Below are 25,788 nucleotides of genomic sequence, written 5' to 3'. Positions count from 1 at the left end.
CTGGAAGAAATATGGGACAGAAAATCCACCCTACCGGCTTCCGCCTCGCGGTCAGCCGTAACTGGTCCAGCCGCTGGTACGCAAGCAACAAAGACTTCGCCGGCATGCTGGCCGAAGACATCAAGGTGCGCGAGTACCTGAAGAAGAAGCTCAAGAACGCATCGGTTTCGCGCGTGCTGATCGAGCGTCCCGCCAAGAACGCCCGCATCACGATCTACTCGGCACGTCCGGGCGTCGTGATCGGCAAGAAGGGCGAAGACATCGAGAACCTCAAGCGTGAACTCGGCCGCCAGCTCGGCGTGCCGGTCGCGGTCAACATCGAAGAAGTGCGCAAGCCCGAAATCGATGCCCAGCTGATCGCCGACAGCATCACGCAGCAGCTCGAAAAGCGGATCATGTTCCGCCGTGCCATGAAGCGCGCCATGCAGAACGCCATGCGCCTGGGTGCCCTCGGCATCAAGATCATGTCGTCGGGCCGCCTGAACGGCATCGAAATCGCTCGTTGCGAGTGGTACCGCGAAGGTCGCGTGCCGCTTCACACGCTGCGCGCCGACATCGACTACGGCACCTCGGAAGCCAAGACCACCTACGGCGTCATCGGCGTCAAGGTCTGGGTCTACAAGGGCGACACGCTGGGTCGCAACGACCTGCCGGCCGTCGAAACGCCGCGTCCCGACGACGAGCGCCGCCCCCGCGGTCCGCGTCGCGATGGCCGCCCGGGTGGCGACCGTCCGGGTTCGGACCGTCGCGGTCCTGGCCCGCGCGCCGGTGCCCGTGGCCCGATCGGTGGCAACACCGCGCCGGCCGATGGCAGCGACAAGCCCGCAGAAGCCACTGGTGGAGCTCCGGCTCAACCGGGTGCAGACTCGAAACCCGCCGTTAAGCGCGTACGCAAAGCCGCGCCAGCTGCAGCAGCTGACGGTGCCAAGACCGAGTGATCGGTCTTAGAACTACGGAGTAACAAAAATGCTGCAACCTGCACGCAGAAAGTTCCGCAAGGAACAAAAGGGCCGCAACACCGGCATCGCGACGCGCGGCAACGCAGTGTCGTTCGGTGACTTCGGCCTGAAGTCGATCGACCGCGGCCGCCTGACGGCCCGCCAGATCGAAGCCGCACGTCGCGCGATCTCGCGCCACGTCAAGCGCGGTGGCCGCATCTGGATTCGTGTGTTCCCCGACAAGCCGATCTCCCACAAGCCCGCAGAAGTGCGGATGGGTAACGGCAAGGGCAACCCCGAGTACTACGTCGCCGAAATCCAGCCTGGCAAGGTGATCTACGAGATCGTCGGCGTGCCCGAAGAACTCGCTCGCGAGGCCTTCCGTCTGGCCGCTGCCAAACTGCCGCTGCGCACGACCTTCGTCGCACGCCAGCTCGGCGCCTGATCGAGGACAACACCATGGCAACACGTAAGAAGAAGGAAGTCGCGGCTCCGGCCAAGACTTCGAAGGCCGCAGTGCTTCGCGACAAGGACGTCGCCGGCCTGCAAACCGAAATCAAGGACCTGCAGAAGGCCCATTTCGGCCTGCGCATGCAGAAGGCCACGCAACAGCTGTCGAACACCTCGACGCTGCGCGTCACCCGCCGCGACATCGCGCGCGCCAAGACCATTCTTGCTCAGAAGCAGCAAGAAGCCGCCAAGTAAGGAGTGACCATGACGGAAGCTAAAAAATCCCTCAAGCGCACCTTGATCGGCAAGGTGGTCAGCGACAAGCGCCAGAAGACCGTGACCGTGCTGGTCGAGCGTCGTGTCAAGCACGAGCTCTACGGCAAGATCGTGGCCAAGACCAGCAAGTACCACGCCCATGACGAAAAGGGCGAGTACAAGCTGGGCGACACCATCGAGATCACCGAAAGCCGGCCGATCTCGAAGTCGAAGAACTGGGTCGTGACCCGCCTGGTGCAGAAGGCCGTTCTGGTCTGAATGTAGTAGCCCCCACGCTCCCCACTGCGTGTGGTTCGCTGCCCCCCGAGGGGGCCGCAGGCCGCCTTGGGAGCGGCCCGGCGCCGGCCTGAGCCCCGCGGCAGACGTCCAACCCGAAAGCGGCCCACAATGTGGGCCGTTTTTCTTTTTCTGGAGTACACACATGATCAAAGTCGGCGATTCCCTTCCTTCGGCCACCCTGCAGGAGTATTCCGAGGTGGAAGGCGAGGGCTGCAGCATCGGACCGAACCCGGTCGACGTCACCAAGGCGGCCGCGGGCAAAACCATCGCCTTGTTCGCGCTGCCCGGCGCCTTCACGCCCACCTGCTCGGCCAAGCACGTGCCGGGCTACGTGCAGCACTACGATGACTTCAAGGCCGCCGGCGTCGACGAGATCTGGTGCGTGAGCGTCAACGACGCCTTCGTGATGGGCGCCTGGGCGCGCGACCAGAACACCGGCACCAAGGTCCGCATGCTGGCCGACGGCAGCGCGGCCTTCGCGACCGCCACCGGCCTCACGCTCGACCTGACCTCGCGCGGCATGGGCGTGCGCAGCAACCGCTATTCGATGCTCGTGAAGGACGGCAAGGTCGCGACCCTCAACGTCGAAGGCCCGGGCAAGTTCGAAGTCAGCGACGCCGACACCCTGCTGGCCCAGGCCAAGGGCTAAAGATCCACCTTGAGGTAGTGCGACCCCGCGATGGGGTTGTGATAGTAGGGCGGCACTTCGGAGAAGCCCAGGTCCTCGTAGAGGGCCCGGGCCGACTCCATGTCGTCCAGGGTGTCGAGCAGCACGCAGGCATAGCCGGCGCCGCGGGCGGCATCCAGGATGGCCTCGGCGAGCTGGCGGCCGAGCCCCACGCCCCTGAACTGCGGCCGGACATAGAGCCGCTTCATCTCGGCGGCATTGGGATAGTCGGCCGTGTCGAGCGGCCGCAGCGCACAGCAGCCGGCCACGTGCGCCAGCTGGCCCTGCGACCTCGCCAGCGGCGCTGCATCGACCGGCACCGCCACTTCGCCGACGTCGACCACCGCCAGCAGCAAGGCACCGCGCGGCTCCGCGTACTCTCCCGGCAGGCTGGCCAGTTCCTGGTCGAAATTCTGGAAGCCGAGATCGATGCCCAGCGAATCGGCATAGTCCCGGAAGATCGCGCGCACGGCGTCCAGCTCGTGCGGCTCGTCCGGCGTGATCATGACGATTTCCGGCGTGTCTGCCAGGGGCAGCGGACGCGACAGGGAATGGCTCATTGGCGGTTCATGGACGCAGCGACGCAATCCAGGTCGCGAAAGCGGCACAGGCCGCGAACACGGCCATCGCCAGCAGGCGCGAGGCGGCGTCGTCGCGGCTCGGCGCCGTGCCGCCGTCAGGGAGCCGCTTGTCGCCGGTGATCATCGGCCGCACCAGCCGCTGGCGCCGGACGCCCACGTAGAACAGCACCGCCAGCACATGGAGGCTGGCCAGGCCGATCACGATCCACTTGCCGATCATTGCATGCCAATAGGTCGCTGCGCTGACGATGGCGCCGGGAACGAATTGCGCCAGCGGCCCGGAGGCGGCGATCTCGTCGTCGGACACGAGGCCGGTCGCGACCTGGACCGCCAGCAGCAGAAGCAGGGCGAACACCGACAGCGCGCCGAGCGGCGAATGGCCGACCAGATGGTCGGGAGGGGCCCGCCCTCGCAGGTAGTCGCGCAGCGAGCGCGGCGAATAGAGAAAGGACGAGAAGCGCGACCAGCGGCCGCCCACGAAGCCCCAGGCGATGCGAAACAGCAGCAGCGCCAGCAGCGCGTAGCCGATCCGGAAATGCCATTCCATGGCGCCGCCGAAGCCGGTCGCGATCTGGGCGATCACGGCCACGGCCAGCGCCCAATGGAACACGCGCGTCGGGAGGTCCCAGATGCGGGTCTGCGTGGCGGGACTGGCGTCCAGCCCCGCGCGCTGCGCCTGGGCCGGGATGGAAGCGGTCATCGGTCGGAAAGAAGCGGCTGGAGGCGCAGATTAGCAAACTTCCGGGGTTCCGCGACCTGCGGGTTGTCTCTAGTCGTATGCGGCGGCAAATCCCTAAACTGGCGCGGCGGCATCGCCCGCGCCCCAGAAGAAGGTCCCACGAATGAAGAATTCAGCCCTGCTGGCCTTGGCGGCCACCTCTTTCGCGCTGGCGCTGCCGGCGTCTGCGCAGTTCGCCAAGCCCGAGGATGCGATCAAGTACCGCCAGAGCGCGATGTTCATCCAGAACCAGCACTTGGGCCGGGTTGCGGCGATGGCGAGCGGTCGGGTCCCCTATGACGCGGCGGCCGCGACCGCCAATGCGGAGGTGGTGGCGATGATCTCGAAGCTGCCCTGGGCCGGTTTCGGGCCGGGCACCGAGGGCGGCAAGGCCAAACCCGACATCTGGAAGGAACAGGCCAAGTTCAAGGAACTCAACGAGCGCCTGATGGCCGAGACGGAAAAGCTCGCAGCGGCCACCAAGGCCGGCAACCTGGACGCCGTCAAAGCCGCGGTGTCGAGCGTCGGCGAGACCTGCAAGACCTGCCACGACACTTTCCGCAGCCGTTGAATACCGCGGCTACGCTTCGGCGAGCAGTTTCTCGATCAGCTTGTGCAGTTCGGCGAAGTCGGGTTCGCCGACATAGCGCTTGACGATCTCGCCGCGCTTGTTGACCACGTAAGTGGTGGGCGTCAGCTGGACATCGCCCCAGGCCTTGGCGACGGCGCCGGTGTTGTCGATCGCGACCTTGAACGGAAGCTTGCGCGTTTCGGCGAAATTGACCACATAGCTGGGGGGGTCGTAGCTCATGGCCACCGCCAGCGTGTCGTAGCCGCGCCCCTTGTACTTGTCGTAGGTGGCGATGACCTTGGGCATCTCGCCGACGCAGGTGACGCAGCTGGTGGCCCAGAAATTGACCAGCGTGACCTTGCCCTTGAGGTCCTCGGTGCTCTTCTTGCTGCCGTCGAGCAGCACGAAAGTCGAGGCCGGCGCCGCCGAGACGCCGGTGTTCAGGTAGACGCCGACCCCGACCGCCAGGGCGAGCGCGACAGCGGCGGCGGATATGACTTTTTTCATGGGCAAGGGATGGAGCGGGCCGCCGGATTTTAGTTCCGATCGGCGGCAGTTCGATAATCGATCTCCCGATGCCCCTGTCCACCCGTTCCCACGCCGCCGCCCTGGCTCTGGCCCTGGCCGGTGCGCTCGCCGGCTGCAGCCCGACCTTCAATTGGCGCGAAGTGCCGATCGGCAGTGAGGGCGTCATCGTCTTGCTGCCCTGCAAGCCGGACCGGGCGACCCGCGCGCTGCCGCTGGGTGTCGAGGCGGTCACGGTGGACATGGCCGGCTGCGAGGCCGGCGGCGCCACCTTCGCGGTGGCCCATGCGGTCGCTGGCAGCCCGGCGCAGGCCGAAGGCTGGGCCCGGGCCTGGCGGGCGGCGACGCGCAGCCAGCTGGCCGGGGCCCCGGCGACCGAGCGCCCGGCCGACTTGCCGCGGGCGGCCTCCGCGCCGCCACCGGTGCGGCTCGACACGCCCGAGGCCGGCGGGCTGCACGTGCTGTGGTTCGCCCAACAGCGCCCGGACGGCGTCTCGCTCTACCAGGCGACCGTGCTCGGCAGGCCGTCGTCGGCCGAGGCGCTCCCCACCTTCTTCGAGGGCTTGCGCCTGCCATGAGCCGTACCGAGGTTGCCTGACGAGCCCGCCCCCGCATAATCGAGAGACCGCCCACCGATCCGCATGACCAGCATTTTCATCATCGCCCACTCGCCGCTCGCCCAGGCGCTGCGCCAGTGCGCGCTGCATGTCTTTCCCGACAGCGAAGCGTCGATCGTCGCGCTCGACGTGCTGCCCAACGTATCGCCGGACGAAACCCTCGCCGCCGCCCGCATCATGCTGGCCCAGATCCAGGCCGCCCCGCGGTCCCAGGTGCTGGTGCTGGCCGACGTGTTCGGCGCGACTCCCTGCAACGTGGCGCAGAAGCTGGTCGATGGCGTCCGCTCGCGTCTCGTGGCGGGGGTCAACCTGCCGATGCTGCTGCGCGCGGTTAGCTACCGCAACGAGCCCCTCGACACGCTGGTGCAGCGGGCGGTCACCGGCGGAACGGCCGGCGTCATGCAGGTGGCCGTGGCGGCGCCGCAGAACCAGGCAAGAAGAAAGCACAGTGACCAAGACATCCGTGACCATCAGCAATAAGCTGGGCCTGCATGCGCGCGCCTCGGCCAAACTCACCAAGCTCGCAGGCAGCTTTCCGTGCGAGGTCTGGCTGTCGCGCGGCGACCGCCGCGTCAACGCCAAGAGCATCATGGGCGTCATGATGCTGGCCGCGGGCATGGGCGTCACGGTGGACGTCGAGACGATCGGCGACAGCGAGCAGGAGGCGCTCGATGCCATCGTCGCCCTCATGAACGACAAATTCGGCGAGGGCGAGTGACCTTCGTCGTCCACGGCCTTCCCGTTGCCCGAGGCATCGCCATCGGGCGGGCGGTGCTGGTGGTTTCGAGCCGCATCGACGTGGCTCACTACTTCATCAAGCCGGAACAGATCGAAGCCGAGATCGACCGGGTCCGCATTGCGCGCAACGCGGTGGCCGAAGAGCTGCTGAAGCTGCAGGCCAACGTCGCGCTGATGGGCCCCAACGACGCGCCGCACGAACTCGCGGCCCTGCTCGAAGTGCACCAGATGCTGCTGCAGGACGAGGTGCTCACGGGCGGCGTCAAGCACTGGATCGTCGAGCGGCTCTACAACGCCGAGTGGGCGCTCACCACCCAACTCGAAGTGGTGGCGCGCCAGTTCGACGAGATGGAGGACGAATACTTGCGCGAGCGCAAGGCCGACCTGGAGCAGGTCGTCGAGCGGCTGCTGCACCGCATGAAGGGCACGGCGGCGGTGCTGGCGCCGACGCCGCCGCGGCGCAAGCGCACCGCCGACGAGGACGATCACCACGACCTGATCGCCGGCGATGCCTTCGATGCGCCGCTGGTGCTGATCGCGCACGACCTGTCGCCGGCCGACATGCTGCAGTTCAAGAAGAGCGTGTTCGCGGGCTTCGTGACCGACGTCGGCGGCCGCACCTCCCACACCGCGATCATCGCCCGCAGCATGGACATCCCGGCCGTGGTCGGCGCCCGCAGCGCCAGCCAGCTGGTGCGCCAGGACGACTGGGTCATCATCGACGGCGATGCCGGGGTGATGATCGTCGACCCGTCGCCGATCATCCTCGCCGAGTACGGTTTCAAGCAGCGCCAGGGCGACCTCGAACGCGGCCGGCTCTCGCGGCTGCGCCACAAGCCGGCCGTCACCCTGGATGGCCAGCGGGTCGACCTGCTGGCCAACATCGAGATGCCCGAGGACACGATCGGCGCGGTCAAGGCCGGTGCGGTCGGCGTCGGCCTGTTCCGCAGCGAGTTCCTGTTCATGGGCCGCGAGGCGCACAACCTCGCGCGGCTGCCCGACGAGGAGGAGCAGTACCAGGCCTACCGGCGCGCGGTCGACGGCATGAAGGGCATGCCGGTGACGATCCGCACCATCGACGTCGGCGCCGACAAGCCGCTGGACGGAAAGCAGCAGCGCGAGGACTACCACCTGAATCCGGCGCTGGGCCTGCGCGCGATCCGCTGGAGCCTGGCCGATCCGGCGATGTTCCTGACCCAGCTGCGCGCCATCCTCAGGGCCGCGGCGCACGGAGAGATCCACCTGCTGATCCCGATGCTGGCGCATGTCAGCGAGATCCGCCAGACGCTGTCGCTGATCGACTTCGCGCGCGCCGAACTCGATAACCGCGGGGCGGTGCACGGCCATGTGAAGCTGGGCGCGATGATCGAGATCCCGGCCGCCGCGCTGACGCTCAAGACCTTCCTGAAGTACTTCGACTTCCTGTCGATCGGCACCAACGACCTGATCCAGTACACGCTGGCGATCGACCGTGCCGACGAATCGGTCGCGCACCTTTACGACCCGGCCCACCCGGCGGTGCTGCGCCTGGTGGCCGAGACCATTGCCGAGTGCCGGCGCCAGGGCAAGGGCGTCAGCGTCTGCGGCGAGATGGCCGGCGACGTCGTCTTCACCCGGCTGCTGCTGGGCCTGGGGCTGCGCAGCTTCTCGATGCATCCCTCGCAGATCCTGGCGGTCAAGCAGGAGGTGCTGCGGGCCGACACCAGCAAGCTCGAAGCCTGGGCGCAGGAGGTGCTGGAGTCGGAGAACCCGGCGGCGGCGCTGGTGCGAACCTAGCCAGAGGAATTCGGCGCCGTGCAGCGGGACGCGCAGTCCTGCGAGGGGCTTCTGCAAAGAAAGGTCGCTGCCGCCCGAGCCTCGATGCGCGACGGCCGGGGCGTATCGAATGAAGAGGTCGAGGCCGAATTCGCCGTCCGGCGCGCAGGCGCGTGAAGTGGTCTGGACGCCGGAAGCCCTGCAAGACCGGCCGCGACATCTGGGACCATATCGTGACCGACAATCCGGCCGCTGCGGCCCGGATGGACGCGCTGTTCAGCGAGGCTGCGGACAGACTGGCCGACCACCCGAAGTGCTTCTGCGCGTCGACGCGGGCAAGCTCGAGGCCTGAGTGCCCCGCGCAATCCAGATTCCAACGAGGTTTCGGCAAATCGTGTCGCATCGGGTCCACGCAGCTTCTCGCGCGGTCCCGATGGCGCGCGGAAATTTCGGAAGCACATGCTTCCTCCCGGATGCTCCGGGCGCGGGGACTAGGCTCGGTATCTCGATCATGGCCGGCTCTTCACGCGGAGAGGTGGGCCAGCCACTGTCGGGACAACACACGAATCAACGGAGATGCCAGTGTCCGAGCTTGCACCGGAAATGAAGGCCTATCTGAGCTCGGAAGAGCAAGGAGGTTTTTGCGCCAGGATCGCAGCGTCGATCGATTTGGCGCGGCGACAGGTCTTTGTGAGACAAATGGCCATTTTTGCCTGGAGCAATCAGGAACAAGTCCGATTCAAAAAATGGTTTGGAACCACGGACGACATGGCGGCCGCGAGAATCCAACAAGGGCTCATTTGCATGAAATCAGTACTGGAAAAATTGCGGTGCGATGATTTCTTGCCGCGAACAGCTGAGATGTTCATCGGGCCCTTGCTCTCGCCAAATCAGCGCCCGAGCGGGCGCTCTACAACAGCGACAATGTAGCTGGCTACGTCATGGCGGACGAATGAAGCGACGTGCATGCATTTTTATTTTGGCTTCGCTCATTGGGGCGGTTCACGGTGCATGTTCGCGTGGCTCGGATCTCGATGTTCATTTCGAGGTGAATTCCGATGAGTTGAGGGTTGCCGAAGTCAAGCGCCTGGCGAATTGGCGCATGGACAACCGGACTCGCTTCCCGGTTCAAGACCTGCTCATCATCGTCGGCAGTGCCGAAGCCACGGAAAAAAATGCCAGCGATCTTGCCGAGAGGCGCTCGGCTGTCGTGGCGGAATATTTCCGGCGGACAGGCTATAACGAGGCCGAGATCATCATCAAGCACATGGTTTACACCCAGGAAGCCGGTCGTTTCGGCGAAGGCTTCAAACGTGTGGAGTTGGAGATGATCCCGGCCTGCACGAATCAAGGTGAGATCGCCCCTGCATCGGGCGCCATGCCCCGCCAGGGACCCCCTCGCTCGCAATAAAACGAAACACGCCGAAACCGCCGCGAAAGGACTTCGGCGGGCCCCGCGCCGACCATCGAGTCTTCCGGATCACCCCGATCCCCTCTGAAGGAAGACTCTCATGAAACGCTGGTTCAAACGATCTCTTTTCGGCATCGCCGGTGCCGCCCTGCTGGCCGGCAGCCTGGCCGGATGCGGCGGCCATCGCTACGGCTGGAGCGGCTCCGAGCAGGACCGGGCCGAATTCCGGGCCCGGATGGTCGAACGGGTGGGCAGCAAGCTCGAACTCGACGCCGCCCAGAAGCAGAAACTCACTGTCCTGGCCGAGAAGCTGCAGGCGCAGCGGGCGGCGCTGCGCGGCGGCGGCGACCCGCGGGCTGAGTTCCGCAGCCTGTTCGCCGGCGCCAAGCTCGACCAGGCGCGGGCGAAGCAGCTGGTCGACGACAAGACGGCCGCGGTGCAGGCGGGCAGTCCGGAGGTGATCGCCGCGGCGGCGGATTTCTTCGACAACCTGAACCCGGCCCAGCAGCAGAAGGTGCGTGACTTCATGGACCGTCCGCGCTGGGGGCGCCGTGGCTGAGGCCCCTGTCGCCTGGGGGGCGGCCGGGCGCCGTCCGAGACCGGCCGAATCCGATGCGGTGCCGGCGGCAGGCGCCGCCAGTGGTGGCGTGCGCCTGCTGCTGCGGCTCGAAGGACTGGTCGTGCTCGCGGCCTCGCTGGCCGGCTATTCGCAGCTCGGCGCCGGCTGGGGCTCTTTCGCCTTGATGTTCCTGCTGCCCGACCTGTCGTGGCTCGGCTACCTCGCCGGCCCGCGCCAGGGCGCGGCGGCCTACAACGCGGCCCATTCCTACCTGGGGCCGGTGGCGCTGCTGGCGCTCGGCGGCCTGGGCGGCCAGCCGGTGGCGCTGGCGCTCGGGCTGGTCTGGTGCGCCCACATCGGCTTCGACCGGATGCTGGGCTACGGGCTCAAGTACGCGAGCGGCTTCGGCCACACCCACCTCGGCCGTCTCGGACCCGCGGACCCTTGGTGAGCGGCGCAGGCGGTGGGCCAAAATGCAGCGGATGCGCATCCTCCTGATCGACGACGACGAGCACCTCGGTGCCCCGCTGGCGAGCTACTTCGCGCGCTTCGACTTCGCGCTGGACAGCGCCAGCCGGCCGAGCGAAGGCCTGGCGAAGCTGCGCGCCGGGCACTATGACGCCGCGATCCTCGACGTCATGCTGCCCGAGATGGACGGCTTCGCGCTGTGCCGCGAGATCCGCCGGGAGAGCGACATCCCGATCGTCATGCTGACGGCGCGCGGCGACGTGATGGACCGCGTCGTCGGCCTCGAGATCGGCGCCGACGACTACCTGCCGAAGCCCTTCGAGCCGCGCGAGCTGGTGGCGCGCGTCCAGACCATCCTGCGGCGCCGGCGCGCCGTGGCGCCTCCCGCGGCGGCGCCGCAGCAGCGGCTGTTCGAGGGCCTGGCGATCGACCTCGACAAGCGCGAAGTGCTGCGCCACGGCGAGCGGATCGAACTGACCGGCACCGAATTCGAATTGCTGGCACTGCTGGCCGACCCGCCCGGCCGTGTCTGGAGCCGCGACGAGATCCTGAACCGGCTGCGCGGCCACGAGGCCGAGCTCTACACGCGCGCGGTCGACATCGTGGTCAGCCGGCTGCGCAAGAAGCTGGAGCCGCTGGACTGCATCAAGACGCTGCGCAATGCCGGCTACGCCCTGGCCGTCGGGCGGAGCACGCCGCCGTGAGGCCGGCAGGCCCGGGGCGCTCGCGCCGCTGGCGCCACAGCCTGCGGCATTCGCTCAGGGTGCGCCTGATCGTGGTGTTCGTGCTGCTGGCGCTGGCGATGACCGCGGTGTTCCTCGGCGGCGCGCAGCGGGCCTTCTCGACCGGCTGGCGCGACGCTGCCCGGCCGGTCGTGGCCGACTACATGGACCGGATCGTGACCGAACTCGGGACGCCCCCAGATGTCGCCCGTGCCCAGGCGCTGGTCGAACGGCTGCCGATCTCGATCCGCATCGAAGGGCCGGCCGTCAACTGGGATTCGCACCCCGACAGCCATCGCTTCGGCTTCGGCCCTCGCGGCGATTGGCTCAGCCGCACCACGGCGGATGGCCATCGCGTGAGCTTCGGCATCGGCACCTTGCCCTGGCAGCGCGAGCCCCAGGGCATCGGCTGGATCACGCTGGCCCTGCTGCTGGCCCTGATCGCCCTGGCCTATGCCTATGTCCGCAAGCTGCTGCGGCCGCTCGACGACATCCGCGCCGGCGCCGAGCGCTTCGGCCGCGGCGCCTTCGACACGCCGATCCCGCTGCGCCGTCGCGACGAGCTCGGCGACCTGGCGCAGCGGATCAACACCATGGCGCACGACATCCAGGCCATGCTCGATGCCAAGCGCGGGCTGCTGCTGGCGCTGAGCCATGAGCTGCGTTCGCCGCTGACCCGGGCCCGGCTCAATGCCGAGCTGCTGCCGGCGACGCCCGAGGGCGCGGCCGAGCGGGCCGCGCTGCTGCGCGACCTGGCCGAGATGCGCGACCTGATCAGCGACCTGCTCGAGAGCGAGCGGCTGGCCAGCCCGCATGCCGCGCTGCAGCGCGAGTCGGTCGACCTGGTGGCGCTGGTGCGCGAGGTGGTGGCCGAGCACCCCGAGGGCAGCCGCGTGGCCGCGGACCTGGCCGAGGGCCTGCCGGCCCAGGCGCTGGACCGATCGCGGCTCAAGGTGCTGGTGCGCAACCTGCTCGACAACGCGCTGCGCCACGGCGCCGGCGCGGCCCAGCCGCCGCGCATCGCTTTGCGCGGTGACGACGCGGGCGTCGAACTGGAAGTGCGCGACTTCGGGCCCGGCGTCGACCCGGCGCAGCTGGTTCACCTGACCGAGCCCTTCTACCGCACGGACGGAGCGCGCCAGCGCGCCACCGGCGGTGTCGGCCTCGGCATGTACCTGTGCCGGCTGGTGGCCGAGGCGCACGGCGGCAGGCTCGCGGTGCGCAATGCACAGCCGGGGCTGGCGGTCAGCGTCTGGCTGCCTGGCGCCTGAAGTCGCTCGGCTGAAAGCGACCGGGCGTTGTCGCCTGCGCTACCGACCGCCGGGCGGCTTGGGTCTACGATGCGCCGGCATCAGACACCCCAAGGAGACCCGCGCATGAGCACCCTCACCAATCGCCAGGTGCGCCTGGCCAAGCGACCCGAAGGCGCCGCGACGCGCGACAACTGGCAGTTCACCGACGAGCCGGTCGGCGAACCGGCCGAAGGCGGCGTTCTGGTCCAGACCCTGTCGCTCTCGCTCGACCCGGCGATGCGAGGGTGGATGAACGAAGGCAAGAGCTACATCGCGCCGGTCGAGATCGGCGCCGTGATGCGTGCCGGCGGGGTCGGCCGCGTGGTGGCCTCGCACAACCCGGCCTTCGCGGTCGGCGACACCGTGTACGGCACGCTCGGCGTGCAGCAGTACGCGCTGATCCCGCAGGAAGAGATCAAGCGCAACGGCCTGGTCAAGATCGACCTGCGCGCCGGCACCATCGGCCAGTGGCTCAACGTGCTGGGCATGCCGGGCATGACCGGCTACTTCGGCCTCATGGACGTCGGCCAACCGAAGCCTGGCGAGACCGTCGTGGTGTCGGGGGCCGCCGGCGCGGTCGGCCAGACCGTGGGCCAGCTGGCGAAGATCAAGGGCTGCCGCGTGGTCGGCATCGCCGGCGGCGCCGCCAAGTGCGACTGGGTCGTGAAGGAACTCGGCTTCGACGCCTGCATCGACTACAAGGCCGGGCCTTCGGCCGTGCGCGAAGGCCTGAAGGCCCATTGCCCGAAAGGCGTCGACATCTATTTCGACAACGTCGGCGGCGACATCCTCGACACGGTGCTGGTGAAGCTGGCGCGCGGCGCCCGGATCATCATCTGCGGCGCCATCAGCCAGTACAACAACACGACGCCGGTGCAGGGCCCGAAGAACTACCTCAGCCTGCTGGTCAACCGCGCGCGGATGCAGGGCATCGTCGTGTTCGACTACGCCGACCGCTATGGCGAGGCGGTGGCCGAGCTGTCGGGCTACCTGAAGGACGGCCGCATGAAGAGCCGCGAGGACGTCGTCGAGGGCATCGACACCTTCCCGGAGGCGCTGACCCGCCTCTTCACGGGAGAGAACTTCGGCAAGCTGGTGCTCAAGGTCAGCGACTGATCAGCGGGCCCGCGTCCCCATCACCGCGGCGCTGATGATCAGCACCGCGGCCAGTGCGATGCTCCAGCTGAGGGCCCGGCCGGTGACCAGCATCAGCAGCGCGGTCGAGGCCAGCGGCGTGAGGTAGCTCAGGATGCCGATCTGCCGCGCATCGCCGCGCTTGAGCGCCAGGTCCCAGAAGAAGAAGGCGGCGCCCAGCGGGCCCAGCCCGCACAGCACGACCAGCATCCAGTCGCGCGGCGACAGCGTGACCGAAGGTTCGAGCAGCGCATGGCAGACCAGCGAGAGTGCCCCCGACAGCAGGCCGAACAGGCCGATCGCGGTGGTCGGGAAGGCCGGCACGCGCTGCGTCCAGAGCGAATAGCTGGCCCAGATGAAGGCCGAGCCCAGCGCTGGCAGGAAGCCCCAGTACGAGCTCGCGCCCGCCGCGCCGGCGCCGCCGCGCGCGCCGAGGATCGCGATCGCCGCGCCGGCGAAACCCAGCAGCGCCGCCAGCACGTGCAGCGGACGCAGCGACATGCCGGGCAGCAGCACCGGCGCCAGCACCACCATGAACAATGGCCAGAGGTAGTTGACGAGGTTGGCCTCGACCGGCGGCGCATGGCGCAGCGCGATGAAGAGCAGGAAGTGGAAGCCGAACAGGCCGTAGACGCCGAGCGCCAGCGTGCGCGGCGGGATCGCCCAGGCCTTGCGGTCGCGCAGCGCCAGCGGCCAGCTCATCGCACTGCCGATCACCAGCGCGAGCCCGGTAAGCAGAAAGGGCGGCAGGTGCGAAAGCGAGGTGCCCAGCGAGGCCAGCGTCGCCCAGAGGGCGATCGCGGCGAGGGCATGGAGGGTCGACGACATGGCCGCCGAGCTTAAGCGCTGCGATCGTCGCGAATCGACGGGACGTCGTCGCGCGACGAGGGTTCGAGGCTTCAGCGCGCGCTGCCCGAACGCCGCATCGCTGCCGTCAGCGCCGACGGCGATCGATAGCCTGTTCTGCGGGCGGCTTCCGCGACGCCGATGCCGCGATCGCGCAACTGGCGCGCATGCAGCAGCCGTTGCGCGCGCAGCCAGTGCATCGCGCTCACGCCCTGTTCGTCGCGGCAGCGCTGCGCGAACTGGCTCGGGCTCAGGCAAGTGACGGCTGCGAGATCCGCGACGCCGAGCGGGCGATGCCAGCGGCTGCGCGCCCAGTCCGACAGACCCTGCCAGTCGATCGCGCGACGGCGGCCGTTCGGCACGATCGGCCCCCAGGCTTCGAGCAGCAGTGCCGGTGCATGGTGCAGGGCGGAGGCCGAGGTCGAGGGCGCTGAAACGCATAGCGCCAGATAGCGCGCCAACGCCAGCAGTTGCGGTGCCAGCGGCGCGCGGCCGGCGCATTGCGCCCAAAGGTCCTGGGCGGTGTCGAGGATGAGGCAGCGGCTGCCGTCCTTCGATTCGAAATCGTGCCGGTCGCCGGGCGTCACCACCCAGCCCTCGCCAGCGCCGACGCGGCGGCCCCGGCCTTCGACTTCCAGGTCGAGCACGCCGTCAATGCCGATCAGAACCTGGAAATGGTCGTGCGCGTGGCTGCCGCGCGAGGCGCCGTAGCGCCGCAGCGAAAGTCCCAGCGATGTGGAGTCCGGGGTGTCCATGGAAGTCGACGGATTTTCTCCCGCGCATGCGGCCCTGTCACCCCAGCCGCAGCAGCAGCGCCGAGGCGCCGCACACCAACAGGAACGGGATGCTCAGGCGATGGAATTCGCGCAGCCCGTTCGGCACCTTCGCCAGCCGCAGCGCGATCAGGTTGGCGAGCGAGCCCAGCACGCAGCCGAAGCCGCCGACGCTGACGCCCGCGGCCAGGGCCGGCAGGTCGTGCACGAAGGGATCGAGCACGATCGTGGCGGGCACGTTGCTGATGAACTGCGAGGTGAAGATCGCCGCCAGGTAGGCGCGCCAGCCCTCGCCGATCGGCAGTCCGCCGAGCAGGGTCGCCACCGCCGGCAGTTCGGCCAGTTGCCGCAGGTCCACGAACATCAGCGCGATGATCGCGAGCAGCGCCCAGTCGACCCCCAGCAGCACCCGCGGGCGCAGCAGCAGGAAGGCGCCGAAAACCACGCCGAGGCCTGCCAGCAGCCAGTGGCGGTCGAGCGCGATCACGAAGCCGACGAACAGCAGGCCCGACAGCGCCAGCAGCCGCGGCTGCACCGGCGCCGCTTCGGTCGATGGCTTGAGCGCGATCGGGATCCGCGGCACGCCGAACCAGATCGCCGCGAAGAGCCAGAACAGCATCACCCCCACGGTCGGGCCCATCATGGCCACGAAAGACAGGAAGCTCTCGCCCGAGCGATGCCAGAGGAACAGGTTCTGCGGGTTGCCGATCGGCGTCAGGGCCGAGCCGGCATTGACCGCCAACGCCTCGATCACCACCAGCCTTGCCAGCGGCAGATGGGCCTGAGTCGCCAGCACCCGCGTGAGCGGCACCAGCAGGAACAGGCTGACGTCGTTGGTCACCAGGGCCGACAGAACGGCCGCGCTGGCGGCCAGCAGCAGCACCAGGCTGCGCAGGTCGTCCGTGCGCGCCAGCAGCCGCGCCGCGGCGGCCTGCAGCATGCCGCTGCGCTCGACGCCCTGGGTGATCGCCAGCAGCCCGGCCAATGCCCCGATGGTCTGCCAGTCGACCAGCCGGAGGTAGTCCATCGGTGCGCGCGGCCGGACCAGGGCGAAGAGGACGGCCGCGGCAATCAGCACCCAGAGCAGGCCGTTGCCGCCGCCTTCGTGGGGCGCGGCCTCCGGGGTGGGTTCAGCGCGCGACGAGTTCACGCAGTTCGCGCTTGAGCACCTTGCCGATCGCGCTGCGCGGCAACTCGTCGATGAACTGCAGGCGAGCCAGGCGCTGGGTCTTGCCGAGCTGGTCGTTGGTCCATTGCAGGATCGTGTCGGCGGCCGTGTCGTCGCCGGCCCGGCGCACCACGAAGGCCACCGGCGTCTCGCCCCATTGCTCCGACGGAACGCCGACCACCGCGACATCGGCCACTGCCGGATGGGCCCGCACCACGGTCTCGAGGTCGCTCGGGTAGATGTTGAAGCCGCCGCTGATGATCATGTCCTTCTTGCGGTCGAACAGCGTCAGGAAGCCGTCGTCGTCGAAGCGGCCGACGTCGCCGGTGCGGATGAAGCGCTTGCCGCTCGGGTCGAACCATTCGGCCTCGCGCGTCTTGGCGGGCTGACGGTGGTAGCCGACCATCATGCCGGCCGAATGCCCGACCACTTCGCCCGCTTCGCCGCGCGCCACCTCGCGGCCTTCCTCGTCGATCAGCCGGATGTCGCTGCCCTCGGCCGGCTGGCCGACGGTGTGCAGCTTGTCGGGGTGCAGGTGGGCTTCGAGGATGCAGGTGCCGCCGCCTTCGGTCATGCCGTAGAACTCGATCAGGCCGCCGGGCCAGCGCTGGAGCACGTCGGCCTTGAGGGCCGCATTGAAGGGCGCGCTGGTGCTGAACTTGTACTGGAAGCTCGTCAGATCGTGGGCTCCGAAATCGGGCCGGGCCATCAGGCGCTGGTACTGCACCGGCACCAGCATGGTGTGCGTGACGCGGCGGCTTTCGGCGAGCTTCAGATACGCCGCCGCATCGAACTTCGGCATCAGCAGCACGCAGCCGCCGAAGGCCAGGGTCGGGAAGAACACGACCAGCGTGGTGTTGGAGTAGAGCGGCGTCGACAGCAGCGTGACCGTCTCGGGGCGGTACTCGTACCTGGCGCCGCGCTGCACGTGCGCCCAGCGCATGCCGTGGCCCTGGACGATGCCCTTGGGCTCGCCCGTGGTGCCGGAGGAATAGATGATGTTGAAGGGCGACGAGCGCTGCAGCTCGACCGCGGCGGGCCGAACGCCCGCTGGTGCGAGCCAGGCCTCGAAGTCGCCGCCGGCGGCCGAGCCGTCGAGCGCGAGGCGCGGGATGGCGTCCGGTGCCGCCGGCCCGATCACCTCGGCCGCCGCCTGGTCGACGAACAGGATGCGCGCGCCCGCATCCTCGATCATGCGCGCGAGGCTGGCTTGTGTGGAGCCGGGTGCGAGCGGCGCGACCGCGACTCCGGCGCGCAGTGCACCCAGGAACACGGCCGCGTAGTTCACGCTCGATGCGGCGCAGATCGCGATGGAGTCGCCGGCCGCCAAGCCGTCGCGCTGCAGGCTGGCGGCGATGCGGTCCATCAAGGTGTCGAGCGCGCCGTAGCTCAGTTCATGCGTGGCGTCGGCCAGGGCGGGCCGTTCGGGCGCTTGCTGGGCATGGATGGAGATCAGTTCGGCGATCAGGCCGAAATCGCGCTGGATGGCGGCTTCGAAGTTGCTCATTTTTCGGTGGCTTCAATGGATCAGCGGTGGCCGCAAGGGCTGCGCAATCTTACGCGTCGCACCCGTGGAGGGCGGCGGGTGCGATTACGACTTTTCTGATTTCCTTGCCTCTCTCCGACCCCTAGCATCCTGCGTTCGGTCGAGTTCAATCAGCTGTTTTTCCAGGAGTTTCATGTCTTCCAAGAAGGTCAGGGTGGTGGTCCAGGGCGGCGACGGCAGGAACGTCGTCCAGGACCTTGCCTTGCACGGCCAAGCCCCCCGGATCAAGGTCCAGCCCAAGGTCAAGTACCTGCTCCAGGGCCATGACGATGGGTTGGGGCCCGAAAACGTCACGGCGACCCGGGTCGGCCACGATCTGCATATCGCGCTCGAAGGCGAATCGAGTCCGGGCCTGATCCTCGAGGACTACTTCTCCGGGTCGGATGTCGAGGGTCTCTTCGGCGGCGCCGAGGACGGCCGGTTGCACTCCTACGTGCCCACCGATGGCGGCGAGATCTTCGATCTGGCCGAAGGCGAGCCACTGCCACTGGGCCTGGGCAGCGAATCCCACGGCGCCGGCGCACCCTCTCTGATCGCGGACAGCCAGGACGGCGGCTTCGGCTTCCTGCCGCTGGCGCTGCTGGGCGGGCTGGCGGGGCTCGGCCTAAGCGGGGCTTTCGGTGGTCGCGGCCCCGATGGGGTCGATCATCCCGCCGGGGAGGCACCGGCGCCGTCGGCGCCGCTCGAACCCGAGGCGGACGCCCCTGCCGCCGAGGACCTCAGCCACCTCGTCACGGAGACCGGCGAATTCGCAGGCCTCGTCTTCGACGTCCAGGCGGGCAGCGAGGTGGACGGAGGCTCGGGCGACGATCTGATGAGGATCACCGCGACCGACTTCTCCCGGCTGGATGGCGGTGGCGGCATCGACACGCTGGTGCTGGATGGCAGCGACATGCGTCTCGACCTCTCGGCACTGGGCTCGAAGGTGCAGCACATCGAGAGGTTCGACCTCGGCGCGGGCCACAACACGCTGGCGCTGAAGGCGGGCGATGTGCTGGCCAACGGACAGCCCGACATGGTGCTGGAAGACGGCAGGACGCAGATGGTGGTCAACGGCGCGCAAGGCGAGGTGGATCTTCTCGACGGCGTGACCGACGGCTGGAGCAACCATGGCGCGGCCACCGTCGGGGGCGTGACCTACAACGTCTACACCAACCTGGCAGGCACAGCCGAGCTACTGGTCGAAGACCGGGTGCAGGTCGCGATCCTGTAGGCGGAACTTCAACCTTCTTGAATCCCGCAGAGGCTCCTTCGAGCTTCTTGCGTCTTCTCATGCATTCGAAATCCATTCCTTCCCTTGCGCGCCGGGGCGCCGGCCGCCGGTTCCTTGCTTCGGTGCTGTCGCTGCTGTGCCTGGCGGCCGCGCCGGCTGCATCCGCGCGGAGCGGCCCACGCGACGATGGGCCGGTCTACGTTCCGGTGCCGGCAGTTGCGTCGCACCAGGCCCAGCTGATTCTCTTCCGCGGCGCGGCACCGGATGCCGAAGTCGGCAAGCGCGGCCTCGGCGCGCATGTCTACGTGGACGGTGAGTTCCATGGCGCCCTGCTGCCCAACGGCTGGACCCGCCTGTGCGTGGCCCCCGGCGATCATTCGATCGAGGCCTACGTGGGCGACGCACCCCTGTACCGGGGTAAGGCGCGGCCGGCGACCCGTGTCAGCCTCGAAGGCGGCAAGACCTATTTCGCGGGCGTCCTGGAACAAGGCGCTGTGGAGCTCCGGCCCTTCCGTCGCGCCGAAGCCGAGGGGGCGCTGGAGGGCAAGCGCGAGCAGCGCCACCTGCTCAGCCGCGCGAGCGCGGTGGTGCGCTGCGAGGGTCGGCCTGCATCGGCCTCGCTCCAATAGGTATGCAGTTCGAGGATCGCGGCGCGCGACCGGACCCTCGTCCTTCGCCCTAGACGCCCGCGGCGTGCGCCTGCTGGTCCGCGTGGTAGCTCGAGCGCACCATCGCGCCGACGGCCGCATGGCTGAAGCCCATCTTGTAGGCCTCTTCCTCGAACATCTTGAAGGTGTCGGGATGCACGTAGCGGCGCACCGGCAGGTGGCTGTTGCTGGGCGACAGGTACTGGCCGATGGTCAGCATGTCGATGTCGTGGGCGCGCATGTCGCGCATCACCTGCAGGATCTCTTCGTCGGTCTCGCCGAGGCCGACCATGATTCCGCTCTTGGTCGGCACGTCGGGGTGCAGCGCCTTGAACTTCTTCAGCAGGTTGAGGCTGAACTGGTAATCGCTGCCCGGCCGCGCTTCCTTGTAGAGGCGCGGTGCGGTCTCGAGGTTGTGGTTCATCACGTCGGGCGGCGCGGCCTTGAGGATCTCCAGCGCGCGGTCGTCGCGGCCGCGGAAGTCGGGCACCAGGATCTCGATCTGCGTCGTCGGCGAGAGCTCGCGGATGTTGCGGATGCAATCGACGAAGTGCTGGCTGCCGCCGTCGCGCAGGTCGTCGCGGTCGACGCTGGTGATCACCACGTACTTCAGGCGCAGCCTGGCGATGGTCTTGGCCAGGTTCAGCGGCTCGTCGGTGTCGAGCGGGTCGGGCCGCCCGTGGCCGACGTCGCAGAACGGGCAGCGCCGGGTGCACTTGTCGCCCATGATCATGAAGGTGGCCGTGCCGTTGCCGAAGCACTCGCCGATGTTCGGGCACGAAGCCTCCTCGCACACCGTGTGCAGGTTGCTCTCGCGCAGGATCTGCTTGATCTCGTAGAAGCGGGTGGTCGGCGAGCCGGCCTTGACCCGGATCCACTCGGGCTTCTTGAGCACCTCGCCCTGCACCACCTTGACCGGGATGCGCGACAGCTTGGCCGCGGCCTTCTGCTTGGCGAGCGGGTTGTAGTTTTCGGGGCCTTGTGCGTCGCGGACGACTTCGACGGTGCTCATGGCAACTCTCTTTGACGGGGCTCAGGGCGCGAGGTAGGCGGCCAGCTTGCGGCCAAGCACCTGCGCGGCTTCGTCCCAGGTTGTTCGAACGCCGATTGTAGAAAGATCGACGGTTTCAAGCCCTGCGTAGCCGCAAGGGTTGATGCGGGTGAAGGGTTCCAGGTCCATCGCCACGTTGAGCGCCACGCCGTGGTAGGTGCAGTGGCGGCTGACCTTGATCCCGAGCGCGGCGATCTTGCCCAGGCCCCGGAAAGGGTCGGCGGGATGCTGCGGGCCAGTGAGCGCCGCATGCGAGAACGGGTCGTCCAGCCGCACGTAGATGCCGGGTGCGCCGGCCACCCGGTGCCCCGTGACCTCGAAATGGGCCAGCGTGCGGATCACGGCCTCCTCGATCCGGTAGACGTATTCCTTCACGTAGTAGCCGGCCCGCTTGAGGTCGATCAGCGGGTAGGCCACCACCTGGCCCGGGCCGTGATAGGTCACCTGGCCGCCGCGATCGGTCTGCACCACGGGAATCGGGCCCGGGTTCAGCACGTGGTCGGCCTTGCCCGCCAGGCCCTGGGTGTAGACCGGCGGATGCTCGCAGAGCCACAGCTGGTCGGGACTGTCGGGGCTGCGCGCCTGCGTCGCCTGCTGCATGGCGGCGTAGGTCGGGGCGTAGTCGACGCGGCCGAGCAGCGTCGGCGCGAGCGCTGGGGTCAGAGCACCACCTTCACCATCGGGTGGCTCGACAGCGCGCGATAGATGTCGTCGAGCTGTTCGCGGCTGGTGGCGGTCACGGTGATGGTCACGCCGAGGTAGTTGCCGGCCTTGCTGTTGCGCAGCTCGATGGTGGTGGCGTCGAACGTCGGGTCGAACTGCTCGGCGATCAGCGTCACGGCATGCACGAAGCCATCGGCCTTCGCGCCCATCACCTTGATCGGGAACTGGGAGGGGTACTCGATCAGCGATTCCTTGCGGGCGTCGATCGGGGTGTCGGGGGCTTGGGTCATGCGGGCACTCCTTGAAATCCTTGTCGTTGCGTGCTGCGGGCCTTGGCCTGCTGGTAGCCGGCGTAGAGCGCCTGGTAGATCGGGCCGGGGCGGCCGGCGCCGATGGTGCGGCCGTCGAGCGTCACCACCGGCAGCACTTCCTTGCTGGCGGAGGACAGCAGCAGTTCATCGGCGCCGAACACCTCCTCGCGCGCGATGCGGCGGAGCGTGAACGGGATGCCGGCGTCGGCGCAGATCTGCTCGATCAGGCCGTAGCGGATGCCGGCCAGCACCAGCTGGTCCTTGGGCGGTCCGCTGACGATGCCGTCCTTCACCACCCAGACGTTGCTGGAGGAGGCCTCGCTAAGCCCTTCGTCGCGGAACATGATCGTCTCGGCGGCACCGGCCTCGACGCTGATCTGCCGCGCCAGCACCGCGCCGAGCAGGCTGGTGGCCTTGATGTGCGCTTTCTGCCAGCGGAAGTCGGGTGCGCTCACGCAGGCCACGCCCTGGGCGCGCACCGCGTCGGCGACCGGTTTCATGGGGTTCACCATCACGAACACCGTGGGCGCGAGGCCCTGCGGCATCGCATGGTCGCGCGGCGCCACGCCGCGCGTCACCTGGATGTAGATGCCCTGCATGCCGGCGCGCTGGTCCGGCGGCGCGGCGTCGACCAGCCGCATCGCGATCTCGCGCCATTGCGCGAGCGACAACGGATTGCGAATCTGGAGTTCGGCCAACGAACGCTCGAGCCGTGCCATGTGCAGGTCGAAGCAGAAGGGCTGGCCGTCGTAGGTCGGCACCACCTCGTAGACGCCGTCGCCGAAAATGAAGCCGCGGTCGAGCACGCTGATCTTGGCGTCGCGCAGCGGCGTATAACTGCCGTCGAGGTAGCAGAGGTTGTCCGGGAGGGCGTGGGCGATCGGGTGCATGGAGAATTATGGTGGGGGCGCGCAGAGCTTTCCCAAGCGGGTTCGGAGCGCCCCGGCGCCTCACTGGGGAACTTTTCCTCCGCATCCGTGTGGGCTGGCGGAACGCCATGGGTTTTTACTTATAATCAATGGCTTTGTAGAAATTCTGGTTCGTCATCCGGGCTTCATTCGAAATGAAAACAATCGCCCGCAGTGCATCGAAAGAGGTCCCCGAGGATCCCGAGGATGGCGATGGTCCGGAAGAAGAGTTCAAGCCGCTGACCGCCGAAGAGGCCCAGCGGCTGCGCGAACTGAAGCCGCTGATCTCGCCCTGGCGGGTGATCGCGATTCAGGTCGTTGGGGGGCTGCTGGTGGCATTGGCTGCCTGGGGTCTGACAGGGAGGCAAAATCTGGGGTGGTCCGCCGGATACGGCGCGCTGGCGGTGGTCATTCCGGCGGCGGTGTTCGCACGGGGGCTCACCGGACGTTTTGCATCCCTGAATCCGGGCACTGCGGTGTTCGGGTTCTTCTTGTGGGAAATGGTCAAGATGGCCTTGACGGTGGCGATGCTGATCGCCGCGCCAAGGCTGATTTCGGAACTGAGCTGGCCGGCGATGCTGGTGGGCTTGGTGGTGACAATGAAGGCGGCTTGGGTGGCGGTGATGCTGGCCCCTAGGCGCCTGAAACTTTGAGACGAGTAACGGATGGCTGCTGAAAACGCTGCGGAACACGGTATGACCGCTGGTGAATACATCGTTCACCACTTGACGCACCTGCAAAGCTCCAAGCCTGGAGGTGTGGCCGATCTCTCCGTCTTCAACTTCGACTCGCTGTTTTTCTCGATCCTGCTCGGCGTACTGGGCTGCTGGATCCTGTGGCGGGCCGCCCGCAAGGCGACTTCGGGTGTTCCCGGGCGCTTCCAGGCCGCGGTCGAGATCCTGGTCGAGGTCGTCGACCAGCAGGCCAAGGGCATCGTGCACAACGTCGAGAGCCGCAAGTACGTCGCTCCGCTGGCGCTGACGATCTTCGTGTGGATCTTCATGCTCAACGCGATGGACCTGTTCCCGGTCGATCTGTTCCCGGCCATCTGGGCCAAGATCTTCGGCATCGCCGGCCACGACCCGGAGCATGCCTACCTGCGCGTCGTGCCGACGGCCGACCTCTCGGTGGCGATGGGCATGTCGGTCACGGTGCTGATCATCTGCCTCTACTACAACATCAAGATCAAGGGCCTGGGCGGCTGGATCCACGAGCTCTTCACCGCGCCTTTCGGCAACCACTGGGCGCTGTACCCCTTCAACTTCGCCATGCAGATGATCGAGTTCATCGCCAAGACGGTCTCGCACGGCATGCGGTTGTTCGGCAACATGTATGCCGGCGAACTGATCTTCCTGCTGATCGCCCTGATGGGCGGCGCCTGGACGCTGTCCGCCACCGGCATCTTCCTGGCGCTCGGCCACATCATCGCGGGCACGGCCTGGGCCATCTTCCACATCCTGATCATCACGCTGCAAGCCTTCGTGTTCATGATGTTGACGCTGGTCTACATCGGCCAGGCGCACGATCACCACTGATCATTCGTTTTCGTTTTCTTTTCTCTTCAACCAAAGTCCTCTAGGAGTCATCATGGAAGTTATCAGCTTTGTCGCACTGGCCGCCGGCCTGATCATCGGTCTGGGCGCTGTCGGTGCATGTATCGGCATCGGCATCATGGGCAGCAAGTACCTCGAATCGGCTGCCCGTCAACCCGAGCTGATGGGCGAACTGCAAACCAAGATGTTCCTGCTGGCCGGTCTGATCGACGCCGCGTTCATCATCGGTACCGGTATCGCGCTGTGGTTCGCAACGGCCAACCCGTTCCTCTCGCAAATCGCCAACCTGCCGAAGTAATCGGGTCCAGGCTTTCTCGTCGAACCCATGTCGTTCCGCGCTGAATGGCCTCGGATTCATTCCCAAAGAGAGGGTGAAAAGTGAGCATTACCGGTACCCTGATCGTCCAGATGATCGTGTTCCTGATCCTTGTCGGGTTCACGATGAAATACGTGTGGCCGCCGATCGCCAAGGCGTTGGACGATCGTGCCCAGAAGATCGCCGAAGGCCTCGCAGCCGCCGACAAGGCCAAGAGCGAACTGTCCGCCGCCAACAAGCGCGTGGAAGTCGAACTCGGCCAGGCGCGCAACGAGTCCGCCCAGCGTCTTGCCGATGCCGAACGTCGTGCGCAGGCCATCGTTGAAGAGGCCAAGGGCCGCGCCACGGAAGAAGGCAACAAGATCGTTGCGGCCGCCCGCGCCGAAGCCGAGCAGCAAGCCGTGAAGGCCCGCGAGGCCCTGCGCGAGCAAGTCGCCGCGCTGGCCGTCAAGGGCGCCGAGCAGATCCTGCGCAAGGAAGTGAATCCGGCCGTCCACGCCGATTTGCTGGCCCGCCTGCAGACCGAACTCTGATCACGCCATGGCCGAACTCGCCACCATCGCACGTCCCTACGCCGAAGCGCTGTTCAAGGCGTCTTCGTCGGACCTCGCCGGAACCGGCGCCTGGCTCGACAACGTCGCCGCCATCGCCGCCAATCCCGAGTTGCTCCAGTTTGCGGACAACCCCAAGGCCACGCCCGAGCAGGTGCTCGGCGTTGTCGCCGCCGCGCACGGTTCGCCGCTGCCGCCTGCGGCGAACAACTTCCTGATGGCGCTGCTCGAGAACGGCCGCTTCACCGCGCTGCCCGAGATCGCCAAGCAGTTCCGCGTGCTGGCCAGCGCGCAGAGCGGCACGTCGGATGCCGTGGTGTACAGCGCCTTCCCGATCGACGGCGCCGCCCTGGGCAACATCTCCGCCGCGCTCGAAAAGCGTTTCGGCCGCAAGCTGCAGTTCACGGTCCAGCAGGACCCGTCGCTGATCGGCGGCATTCGTGTGGTGGTCGGTGACGAAGTGCTCGACACCTCCGTCAAAGCGCGCCTTGAACAAATGAAAGTTGCGCTGGCAGCCGCTTGAGGTCGCCAGCCCCTTACA

The 25,788-nt window shown here is 67.7% G+C and carries 35 protein-coding genes; 24 read left to right on the top strand and 11 right to left on the bottom strand.

Annotated elements, in window-relative coordinates; translation table 11 throughout:
* The first annotated feature begins 11 nt into the window (after positions 1–11).
* The 5 genes from rpsC (at position 12) to AC1DF3_RS21945 (ending at position 2,592) form a co-directional block, all read left to right on the top strand.
* Positions 12–938, top strand: a complete 927-nt coding sequence (rpsC, locus tag AC1DF3_RS21965) for a 30S ribosomal protein S3 (protein ID WP_286371178.1) — start codon at positions 12–14, stop codon at positions 936–938.
* Between the two features lie 28 nt (positions 939–966).
* Positions 967–1,383 carry a 50S ribosomal protein L16 gene (gene rplP, locus AC1DF3_RS21960; protein WP_028250943.1) on the top strand — a complete coding sequence of 139 codons (417 nt, stop codon included), beginning with the start codon at positions 967–969 and terminating at the stop codon, positions 1,381–1,383.
* 14 nt (positions 1,384–1,397) lie between these two features.
* On the top strand, positions 1,398–1,643 hold the full coding sequence (gene rpmC, locus AC1DF3_RS21955; RefSeq protein ID WP_286370948.1) for a 50S ribosomal protein L29: 246 nt from the start codon (positions 1,398–1,400) through the stop codon (positions 1,641–1,643).
* Between the two features lie 9 nt (positions 1,644–1,652).
* On the top strand, positions 1,653–1,922 hold the full coding sequence (gene rpsQ, locus AC1DF3_RS21950) for a 30S ribosomal protein S17 (RefSeq protein ID WP_286521867.1): 270 nt from the start codon (positions 1,653–1,655) through the stop codon (positions 1,920–1,922).
* 163 nt (positions 1,923–2,085) lie between these two features.
* Positions 2,086–2,592, top strand: coding sequence for a peroxiredoxin (locus AC1DF3_RS21945; RefSeq protein ID WP_286534990.1), 507 nt, complete (start codon positions 2,086–2,088; stop codon positions 2,590–2,592).
* On the opposite strand, the gene AC1DF3_RS21940 is transcribed toward AC1DF3_RS21945, so the two are convergent.
* Positions 2,589–3,170, bottom strand: coding sequence for a GNAT family N-acetyltransferase (locus tag AC1DF3_RS21940; RefSeq protein ID WP_286534989.1), 582 nt, complete (start codon positions 3,168–3,170; stop codon positions 2,589–2,591). The two genes, AC1DF3_RS21945 and AC1DF3_RS21940, sit on opposite strands and share 4 nt — an antisense overlap.
* A 7-nt stretch (positions 3,171–3,177) precedes the next feature.
* Positions 3,178–3,891, bottom strand: a complete 714-nt coding sequence (locus AC1DF3_RS21935) for a cytochrome b/b6 domain-containing protein (protein ID WP_286534988.1) — start codon at positions 3,889–3,891, stop codon at positions 3,178–3,180.
* A gap of 142 nt (positions 3,892–4,033) precedes the next feature.
* Between AC1DF3_RS21935 and AC1DF3_RS21930 the strand changes: the two genes are divergently transcribed.
* A complete protein-coding gene (locus AC1DF3_RS21930; RefSeq protein WP_478140836.1) occupies positions 4,034–4,480 on the top strand; it encodes a c-type cytochrome in 447 nt (148 codons plus the stop codon).
* A gap of 9 nt (positions 4,481–4,489) precedes the next feature.
* Here AC1DF3_RS21930 and AC1DF3_RS21925 read toward each other — a convergent pair whose 3' ends face one another.
* A complete protein-coding gene (locus AC1DF3_RS21925) occupies positions 4,490–4,987 on the bottom strand; it encodes a TlpA disulfide reductase family protein (protein WP_286506358.1) in 498 nt (165 codons plus the stop codon).
* Positions 4,988–5,055: 68 nt separating this feature from the next.
* On the opposite strand from AC1DF3_RS21925, the gene AC1DF3_RS21920 reads away from it, so the two are divergent.
* The 11 genes from AC1DF3_RS21920 to AC1DF3_RS21870 all read left to right on the top strand — a co-directional run bounded on the left by AC1DF3_RS21920 (position 5,056) and on the right by AC1DF3_RS21870 (position 13,683).
* Complete coding sequence (locus AC1DF3_RS21920) at positions 5,056–5,583, top strand: hypothetical protein (RefSeq protein ID WP_286534986.1); 528 nt, start codon at positions 5,056–5,058, stop codon at positions 5,581–5,583.
* Between the two features lie 63 nt (positions 5,584–5,646).
* Positions 5,647–6,102: a PTS sugar transporter subunit IIA gene (locus tag AC1DF3_RS21915; RefSeq protein ID WP_286534985.1), complete on the top strand. Its 456-nt coding sequence runs from the start codon at positions 5,647–5,649 to the stop codon at positions 6,100–6,102.
* Positions 6,071–6,340 (top strand): HPr family phosphocarrier protein, encoded by a 270-nt coding sequence (locus tag AC1DF3_RS21910; protein ID WP_286521874.1) that lies wholly within the window; start codon positions 6,071–6,073, stop codon positions 6,338–6,340. Before AC1DF3_RS21915 ends, AC1DF3_RS21910 begins: the two co-directional genes overlap by 32 nt.
* The gene (gene ptsP / locus AC1DF3_RS21905) at positions 6,337–8,136 is read left to right on the top strand and encodes a phosphoenolpyruvate--protein phosphotransferase (protein WP_286534984.1); all 1,800 of its coding nucleotides are present in this window, start codon (positions 6,337–6,339) and stop codon (positions 8,134–8,136) included. Before AC1DF3_RS21910 ends, ptsP begins: the two co-directional genes overlap by 4 nt.
* Positions 8,137–8,697: 561 nt before the next feature.
* Positions 8,698–9,045, top strand: coding sequence for a hypothetical protein (locus AC1DF3_RS21900; RefSeq protein ID WP_478140835.1), 348 nt, complete (start codon positions 8,698–8,700; stop codon positions 9,043–9,045).
* 22 nt (positions 9,046–9,067) lie between these two features.
* Positions 9,068–9,526 carry a hypothetical protein gene (locus AC1DF3_RS21895; protein WP_478140834.1) on the top strand — a complete coding sequence of 153 codons (459 nt, stop codon included), beginning with the start codon at positions 9,068–9,070 and terminating at the stop codon, positions 9,524–9,526.
* A 100-nt stretch (positions 9,527–9,626) separates the two neighbouring features.
* On the top strand, positions 9,627–10,085 hold the full coding sequence (locus tag AC1DF3_RS21890) for a Spy/CpxP family protein refolding chaperone (protein ID WP_478140833.1): 459 nt from the start codon (positions 9,627–9,629) through the stop codon (positions 10,083–10,085).
* Positions 10,078–10,536, top strand: coding sequence for a DUF4260 domain-containing protein (locus AC1DF3_RS21885; protein ID WP_478140832.1), 459 nt, complete (start codon positions 10,078–10,080; stop codon positions 10,534–10,536). Before AC1DF3_RS21890 ends, AC1DF3_RS21885 begins: the two co-directional genes overlap by 8 nt.
* Before the next feature lie 31 nt (positions 10,537–10,567).
* Positions 10,568–11,257: a response regulator transcription factor gene (locus AC1DF3_RS21880; protein WP_286534981.1), complete on the top strand. Its 690-nt coding sequence runs from the start codon at positions 10,568–10,570 to the stop codon at positions 11,255–11,257.
* On the top strand, positions 11,254–12,546 hold the full coding sequence (locus tag AC1DF3_RS21875; RefSeq protein WP_478140831.1) for a HAMP domain-containing sensor histidine kinase: 1,293 nt from the start codon (positions 11,254–11,256) through the stop codon (positions 12,544–12,546). Before AC1DF3_RS21880 ends, AC1DF3_RS21875 begins: the two co-directional genes overlap by 4 nt.
* A gap of 105 nt (positions 12,547–12,651) precedes the next feature.
* On the top strand, positions 12,652–13,683 hold the full coding sequence (locus AC1DF3_RS21870; protein WP_478140830.1) for an NADP-dependent oxidoreductase: 1,032 nt from the start codon (positions 12,652–12,654) through the stop codon (positions 13,681–13,683).
* On the opposite strand, the gene AC1DF3_RS21865 is transcribed toward AC1DF3_RS21870, so the two are convergent.
* The 4 genes from AC1DF3_RS21865 to AC1DF3_RS21850 form a co-directional block, all read right to left on the bottom strand.
* Positions 13,684–14,529, bottom strand: coding sequence for a DMT family transporter (locus AC1DF3_RS21865; protein WP_286534977.1), 846 nt, complete (start codon positions 14,527–14,529; stop codon positions 13,684–13,686).
* A 71-nt stretch (positions 14,530–14,600) separates the two neighbouring features.
* The gene (locus tag AC1DF3_RS21860; RefSeq protein WP_286534976.1) at positions 14,601–15,302 is read right to left on the bottom strand and encodes an AraC family transcriptional regulator; all 702 of its coding nucleotides are present in this window, start codon (positions 15,300–15,302) and stop codon (positions 14,601–14,603) included.
* Between the two features lie 37 nt (positions 15,303–15,339).
* Positions 15,340–16,470: an SLC13 family permease gene (locus AC1DF3_RS21855; RefSeq protein ID WP_478140829.1), complete on the bottom strand. Its 1,131-nt coding sequence runs from the start codon at positions 16,468–16,470 to the stop codon at positions 15,340–15,342.
* On the bottom strand, positions 16,451–17,995 hold the full coding sequence (locus tag AC1DF3_RS21850; protein ID WP_478140828.1) for a class I adenylate-forming enzyme family protein: 1,545 nt from the start codon (positions 17,993–17,995) through the stop codon (positions 16,451–16,453). The genes AC1DF3_RS21855 and AC1DF3_RS21850 overlap by 20 nt, the downstream gene beginning before the upstream one ends.
* A gap of 172 nt (positions 17,996–18,167) precedes the next feature.
* Between AC1DF3_RS21850 and AC1DF3_RS21845 the strand changes: the two genes are divergently transcribed.
* The gene (locus AC1DF3_RS21845) at positions 18,168–19,247 is read left to right on the top strand and encodes a hypothetical protein (RefSeq protein ID WP_478140827.1); all 1,080 of its coding nucleotides are present in this window, start codon (positions 18,168–18,170) and stop codon (positions 19,245–19,247) included.
* Positions 19,248–19,306: 59 nt separating this feature from the next.
* Entirely contained in the window at positions 19,307–19,876 is a 570-nt protein-coding gene (locus AC1DF3_RS21840) for a hypothetical protein (protein ID WP_478140826.1), read from the top strand.
* 49 nt (positions 19,877–19,925) lie between these two features.
* On the opposite strand, the gene lipA is transcribed toward AC1DF3_RS21840, so the two are convergent.
* From lipA to AC1DF3_RS21820, 4 genes are read right to left on the bottom strand one after another with little or no spacing between them, the layout of a single operon-like run.
* A complete protein-coding gene (lipA, locus tag AC1DF3_RS21835) occupies positions 19,926–20,906 on the bottom strand; it encodes a lipoyl synthase (protein ID WP_286534971.1) in 981 nt (326 codons plus the stop codon).
* Positions 20,907–20,927: 21 nt separating this feature from the next.
* The gene (gene lipB, locus AC1DF3_RS21830; RefSeq protein WP_286522271.1) at positions 20,928–21,608 is read right to left on the bottom strand and encodes a lipoyl(octanoyl) transferase LipB; all 681 of its coding nucleotides are present in this window, start codon (positions 21,606–21,608) and stop codon (positions 20,928–20,930) included.
* The gene (locus tag AC1DF3_RS21825) at positions 21,605–21,898 is read right to left on the bottom strand and encodes a YbeD family protein (protein ID WP_286521897.1); all 294 of its coding nucleotides are present in this window, start codon (positions 21,896–21,898) and stop codon (positions 21,605–21,607) included. Before AC1DF3_RS21825 ends, lipB begins: the two co-directional genes overlap by 4 nt.
* A complete protein-coding gene (locus AC1DF3_RS21820) occupies positions 21,895–22,809 on the bottom strand; it encodes a D-amino acid aminotransferase (protein WP_286534970.1) in 915 nt (304 codons plus the stop codon). The genes AC1DF3_RS21825 and AC1DF3_RS21820 overlap by 4 nt, the downstream gene beginning before the upstream one ends.
* 173 nt (positions 22,810–22,982) lie before the next feature.
* On the opposite strand from AC1DF3_RS21820, the gene AC1DF3_RS21815 reads away from it, so the two are divergent.
* The 5 genes from AC1DF3_RS21815 to AC1DF3_RS21795 all read left to right on the top strand — a co-directional run bounded on the left by AC1DF3_RS21815 (position 22,983) and on the right by AC1DF3_RS21795 (position 25,770).
* A complete protein-coding gene (locus AC1DF3_RS21815; protein ID WP_286534969.1) occupies positions 22,983–23,480 on the top strand; it encodes an ATP synthase subunit I in 498 nt (165 codons plus the stop codon).
* 12 nt (positions 23,481–23,492) lie between these two features.
* On the top strand, positions 23,493–24,362 hold the full coding sequence (gene atpB / locus AC1DF3_RS21810; RefSeq protein ID WP_286534968.1) for a F0F1 ATP synthase subunit A: 870 nt from the start codon (positions 23,493–23,495) through the stop codon (positions 24,360–24,362).
* Positions 24,363–24,414: 52 nt separating this feature from the next.
* Positions 24,415–24,678, top strand: coding sequence for a F0F1 ATP synthase subunit C (gene atpE / locus AC1DF3_RS21805; protein ID WP_019657641.1), 264 nt, complete (start codon positions 24,415–24,417; stop codon positions 24,676–24,678).
* Between the two features lie 80 nt (positions 24,679–24,758).
* On the top strand, positions 24,759–25,229 hold the full coding sequence (locus AC1DF3_RS21800) for a F0F1 ATP synthase subunit B (protein WP_286521901.1): 471 nt from the start codon (positions 24,759–24,761) through the stop codon (positions 25,227–25,229).
* A 7-nt stretch (positions 25,230–25,236) separates the two neighbouring features.
* Entirely contained in the window at positions 25,237–25,770 is a 534-nt protein-coding gene (locus AC1DF3_RS21795; RefSeq protein WP_286534967.1) for a F0F1 ATP synthase subunit delta, read from the top strand.
* Positions 25,771–25,788 lie beyond the last annotated feature (18 nt).

This window comes from Variovorax sp. 10N432, assembly GCF_056394465.1.
The sequence above is the reverse complement of the archived record's forward strand: the minus strand, read 5'-3'. Positions and strand labels throughout refer to the sequence as shown.

Bases quoted from the DNA above. Each gene is read 5' to 3' on its own strand.
- rpsC (WP_286371178.1), top strand. From the start codon at position 12: ATGGGACAGAAAATCCACCCTACCGGCTTCCGCCTCGCGGTCAGCCGT.
- rplP (WP_028250943.1), top strand. From the start codon at position 967: ATGCTGCAACCTGCACGCAGAAAGTTCCGCAAGGAACAAAAGGGCCGC.
- rpmC (WP_286370948.1), top strand. From the start codon at position 1,398: ATGGCAACACGTAAGAAGAAGGAAGTCGCGGCTCCGGCCAAGACTTCG.
- rpsQ (WP_286521867.1), top strand. From the start codon at position 1,653: ATGACGGAAGCTAAAAAATCCCTCAAGCGCACCTTGATCGGCAAGGTG.
- AC1DF3_RS21945 (WP_286534990.1), top strand. From the start codon at position 2,086: ATGATCAAAGTCGGCGATTCCCTTCCTTCGGCCACCCTGCAGGAGTAT.
- AC1DF3_RS21940 (WP_286534989.1), bottom strand. From the start codon at position 3,170: ATGAGCCATTCCCTGTCGCGTCCGCTGCCCCTGGCAGACACGCCGGAA.
- AC1DF3_RS21935 (WP_286534988.1), bottom strand. From the start codon at position 3,891: ATGACCGCTTCCATCCCGGCCCAGGCGCAGCGCGCGGGGCTGGACGCC.
- AC1DF3_RS21930 (WP_478140836.1), top strand. From the start codon at position 4,034: ATGAAGAATTCAGCCCTGCTGGCCTTGGCGGCCACCTCTTTCGCGCTG.
- AC1DF3_RS21925 (WP_286506358.1), bottom strand. From the start codon at position 4,987: ATGAAAAAAGTCATATCCGCCGCCGCTGTCGCGCTCGCCCTGGCGGTC.
- AC1DF3_RS21920 (WP_286534986.1), top strand. From the start codon at position 5,056: ATGCCCCTGTCCACCCGTTCCCACGCCGCCGCCCTGGCTCTGGCCCTG.
- AC1DF3_RS21915 (WP_286534985.1), top strand. From the start codon at position 5,647: ATGACCAGCATTTTCATCATCGCCCACTCGCCGCTCGCCCAGGCGCTG.
- AC1DF3_RS21895 (WP_478140834.1), top strand. From the start codon at position 9,068: ATGAAGCGACGTGCATGCATTTTTATTTTGGCTTCGCTCATTGGGGCG.
- AC1DF3_RS21890 (WP_478140833.1), top strand. From the start codon at position 9,627: ATGAAACGCTGGTTCAAACGATCTCTTTTCGGCATCGCCGGTGCCGCC.
- AC1DF3_RS21880 (WP_286534981.1), top strand. From the start codon at position 10,568: ATGCGCATCCTCCTGATCGACGACGACGAGCACCTCGGTGCCCCGCTG.
- AC1DF3_RS21870 (WP_478140830.1), top strand. From the start codon at position 12,652: ATGAGCACCCTCACCAATCGCCAGGTGCGCCTGGCCAAGCGACCCGAA.
- AC1DF3_RS21865 (WP_286534977.1), bottom strand. From the start codon at position 14,529: ATGTCGTCGACCCTCCATGCCCTCGCCGCGATCGCCCTCTGGGCGACG.
- AC1DF3_RS21860 (WP_286534976.1), bottom strand. From the start codon at position 15,302: ATGGACACCCCGGACTCCACATCGCTGGGACTTTCGCTGCGGCGCTAC.
- AC1DF3_RS21850 (WP_478140828.1), bottom strand. From the start codon at position 17,995: ATGAGCAACTTCGAAGCCGCCATCCAGCGCGATTTCGGCCTGATCGCC.
- AC1DF3_RS21845 (WP_478140827.1), top strand. From the start codon at position 18,168: ATGTCTTCCAAGAAGGTCAGGGTGGTGGTCCAGGGCGGCGACGGCAGG.
- AC1DF3_RS21840 (WP_478140826.1), top strand. From the start codon at position 19,307: ATGCATTCGAAATCCATTCCTTCCCTTGCGCGCCGGGGCGCCGGCCGC.
- lipA (WP_286534971.1), bottom strand. From the start codon at position 20,906: ATGAGCACCGTCGAAGTCGTCCGCGACGCACAAGGCCCCGAAAACTAC.
- AC1DF3_RS21825 (WP_286521897.1), bottom strand. From the start codon at position 21,898: ATGACCCAAGCCCCCGACACCCCGATCGACGCCCGCAAGGAATCGCTG.
- AC1DF3_RS21820 (WP_286534970.1), bottom strand. From the start codon at position 22,809: ATGCACCCGATCGCCCACGCCCTCCCGGACAACCTCTGCTACCTCGAC.
- AC1DF3_RS21815 (WP_286534969.1), top strand. From the start codon at position 22,983: ATGAAAACAATCGCCCGCAGTGCATCGAAAGAGGTCCCCGAGGATCCC.
- atpB (WP_286534968.1), top strand. From the start codon at position 23,493: ATGGCTGCTGAAAACGCTGCGGAACACGGTATGACCGCTGGTGAATAC.
- atpE (WP_019657641.1), top strand. From the start codon at position 24,415: ATGGAAGTTATCAGCTTTGTCGCACTGGCCGCCGGCCTGATCATCGGT.
- AC1DF3_RS21795 (WP_286534967.1), top strand. From the start codon at position 25,237: ATGGCCGAACTCGCCACCATCGCACGTCCCTACGCCGAAGCGCTGTTC.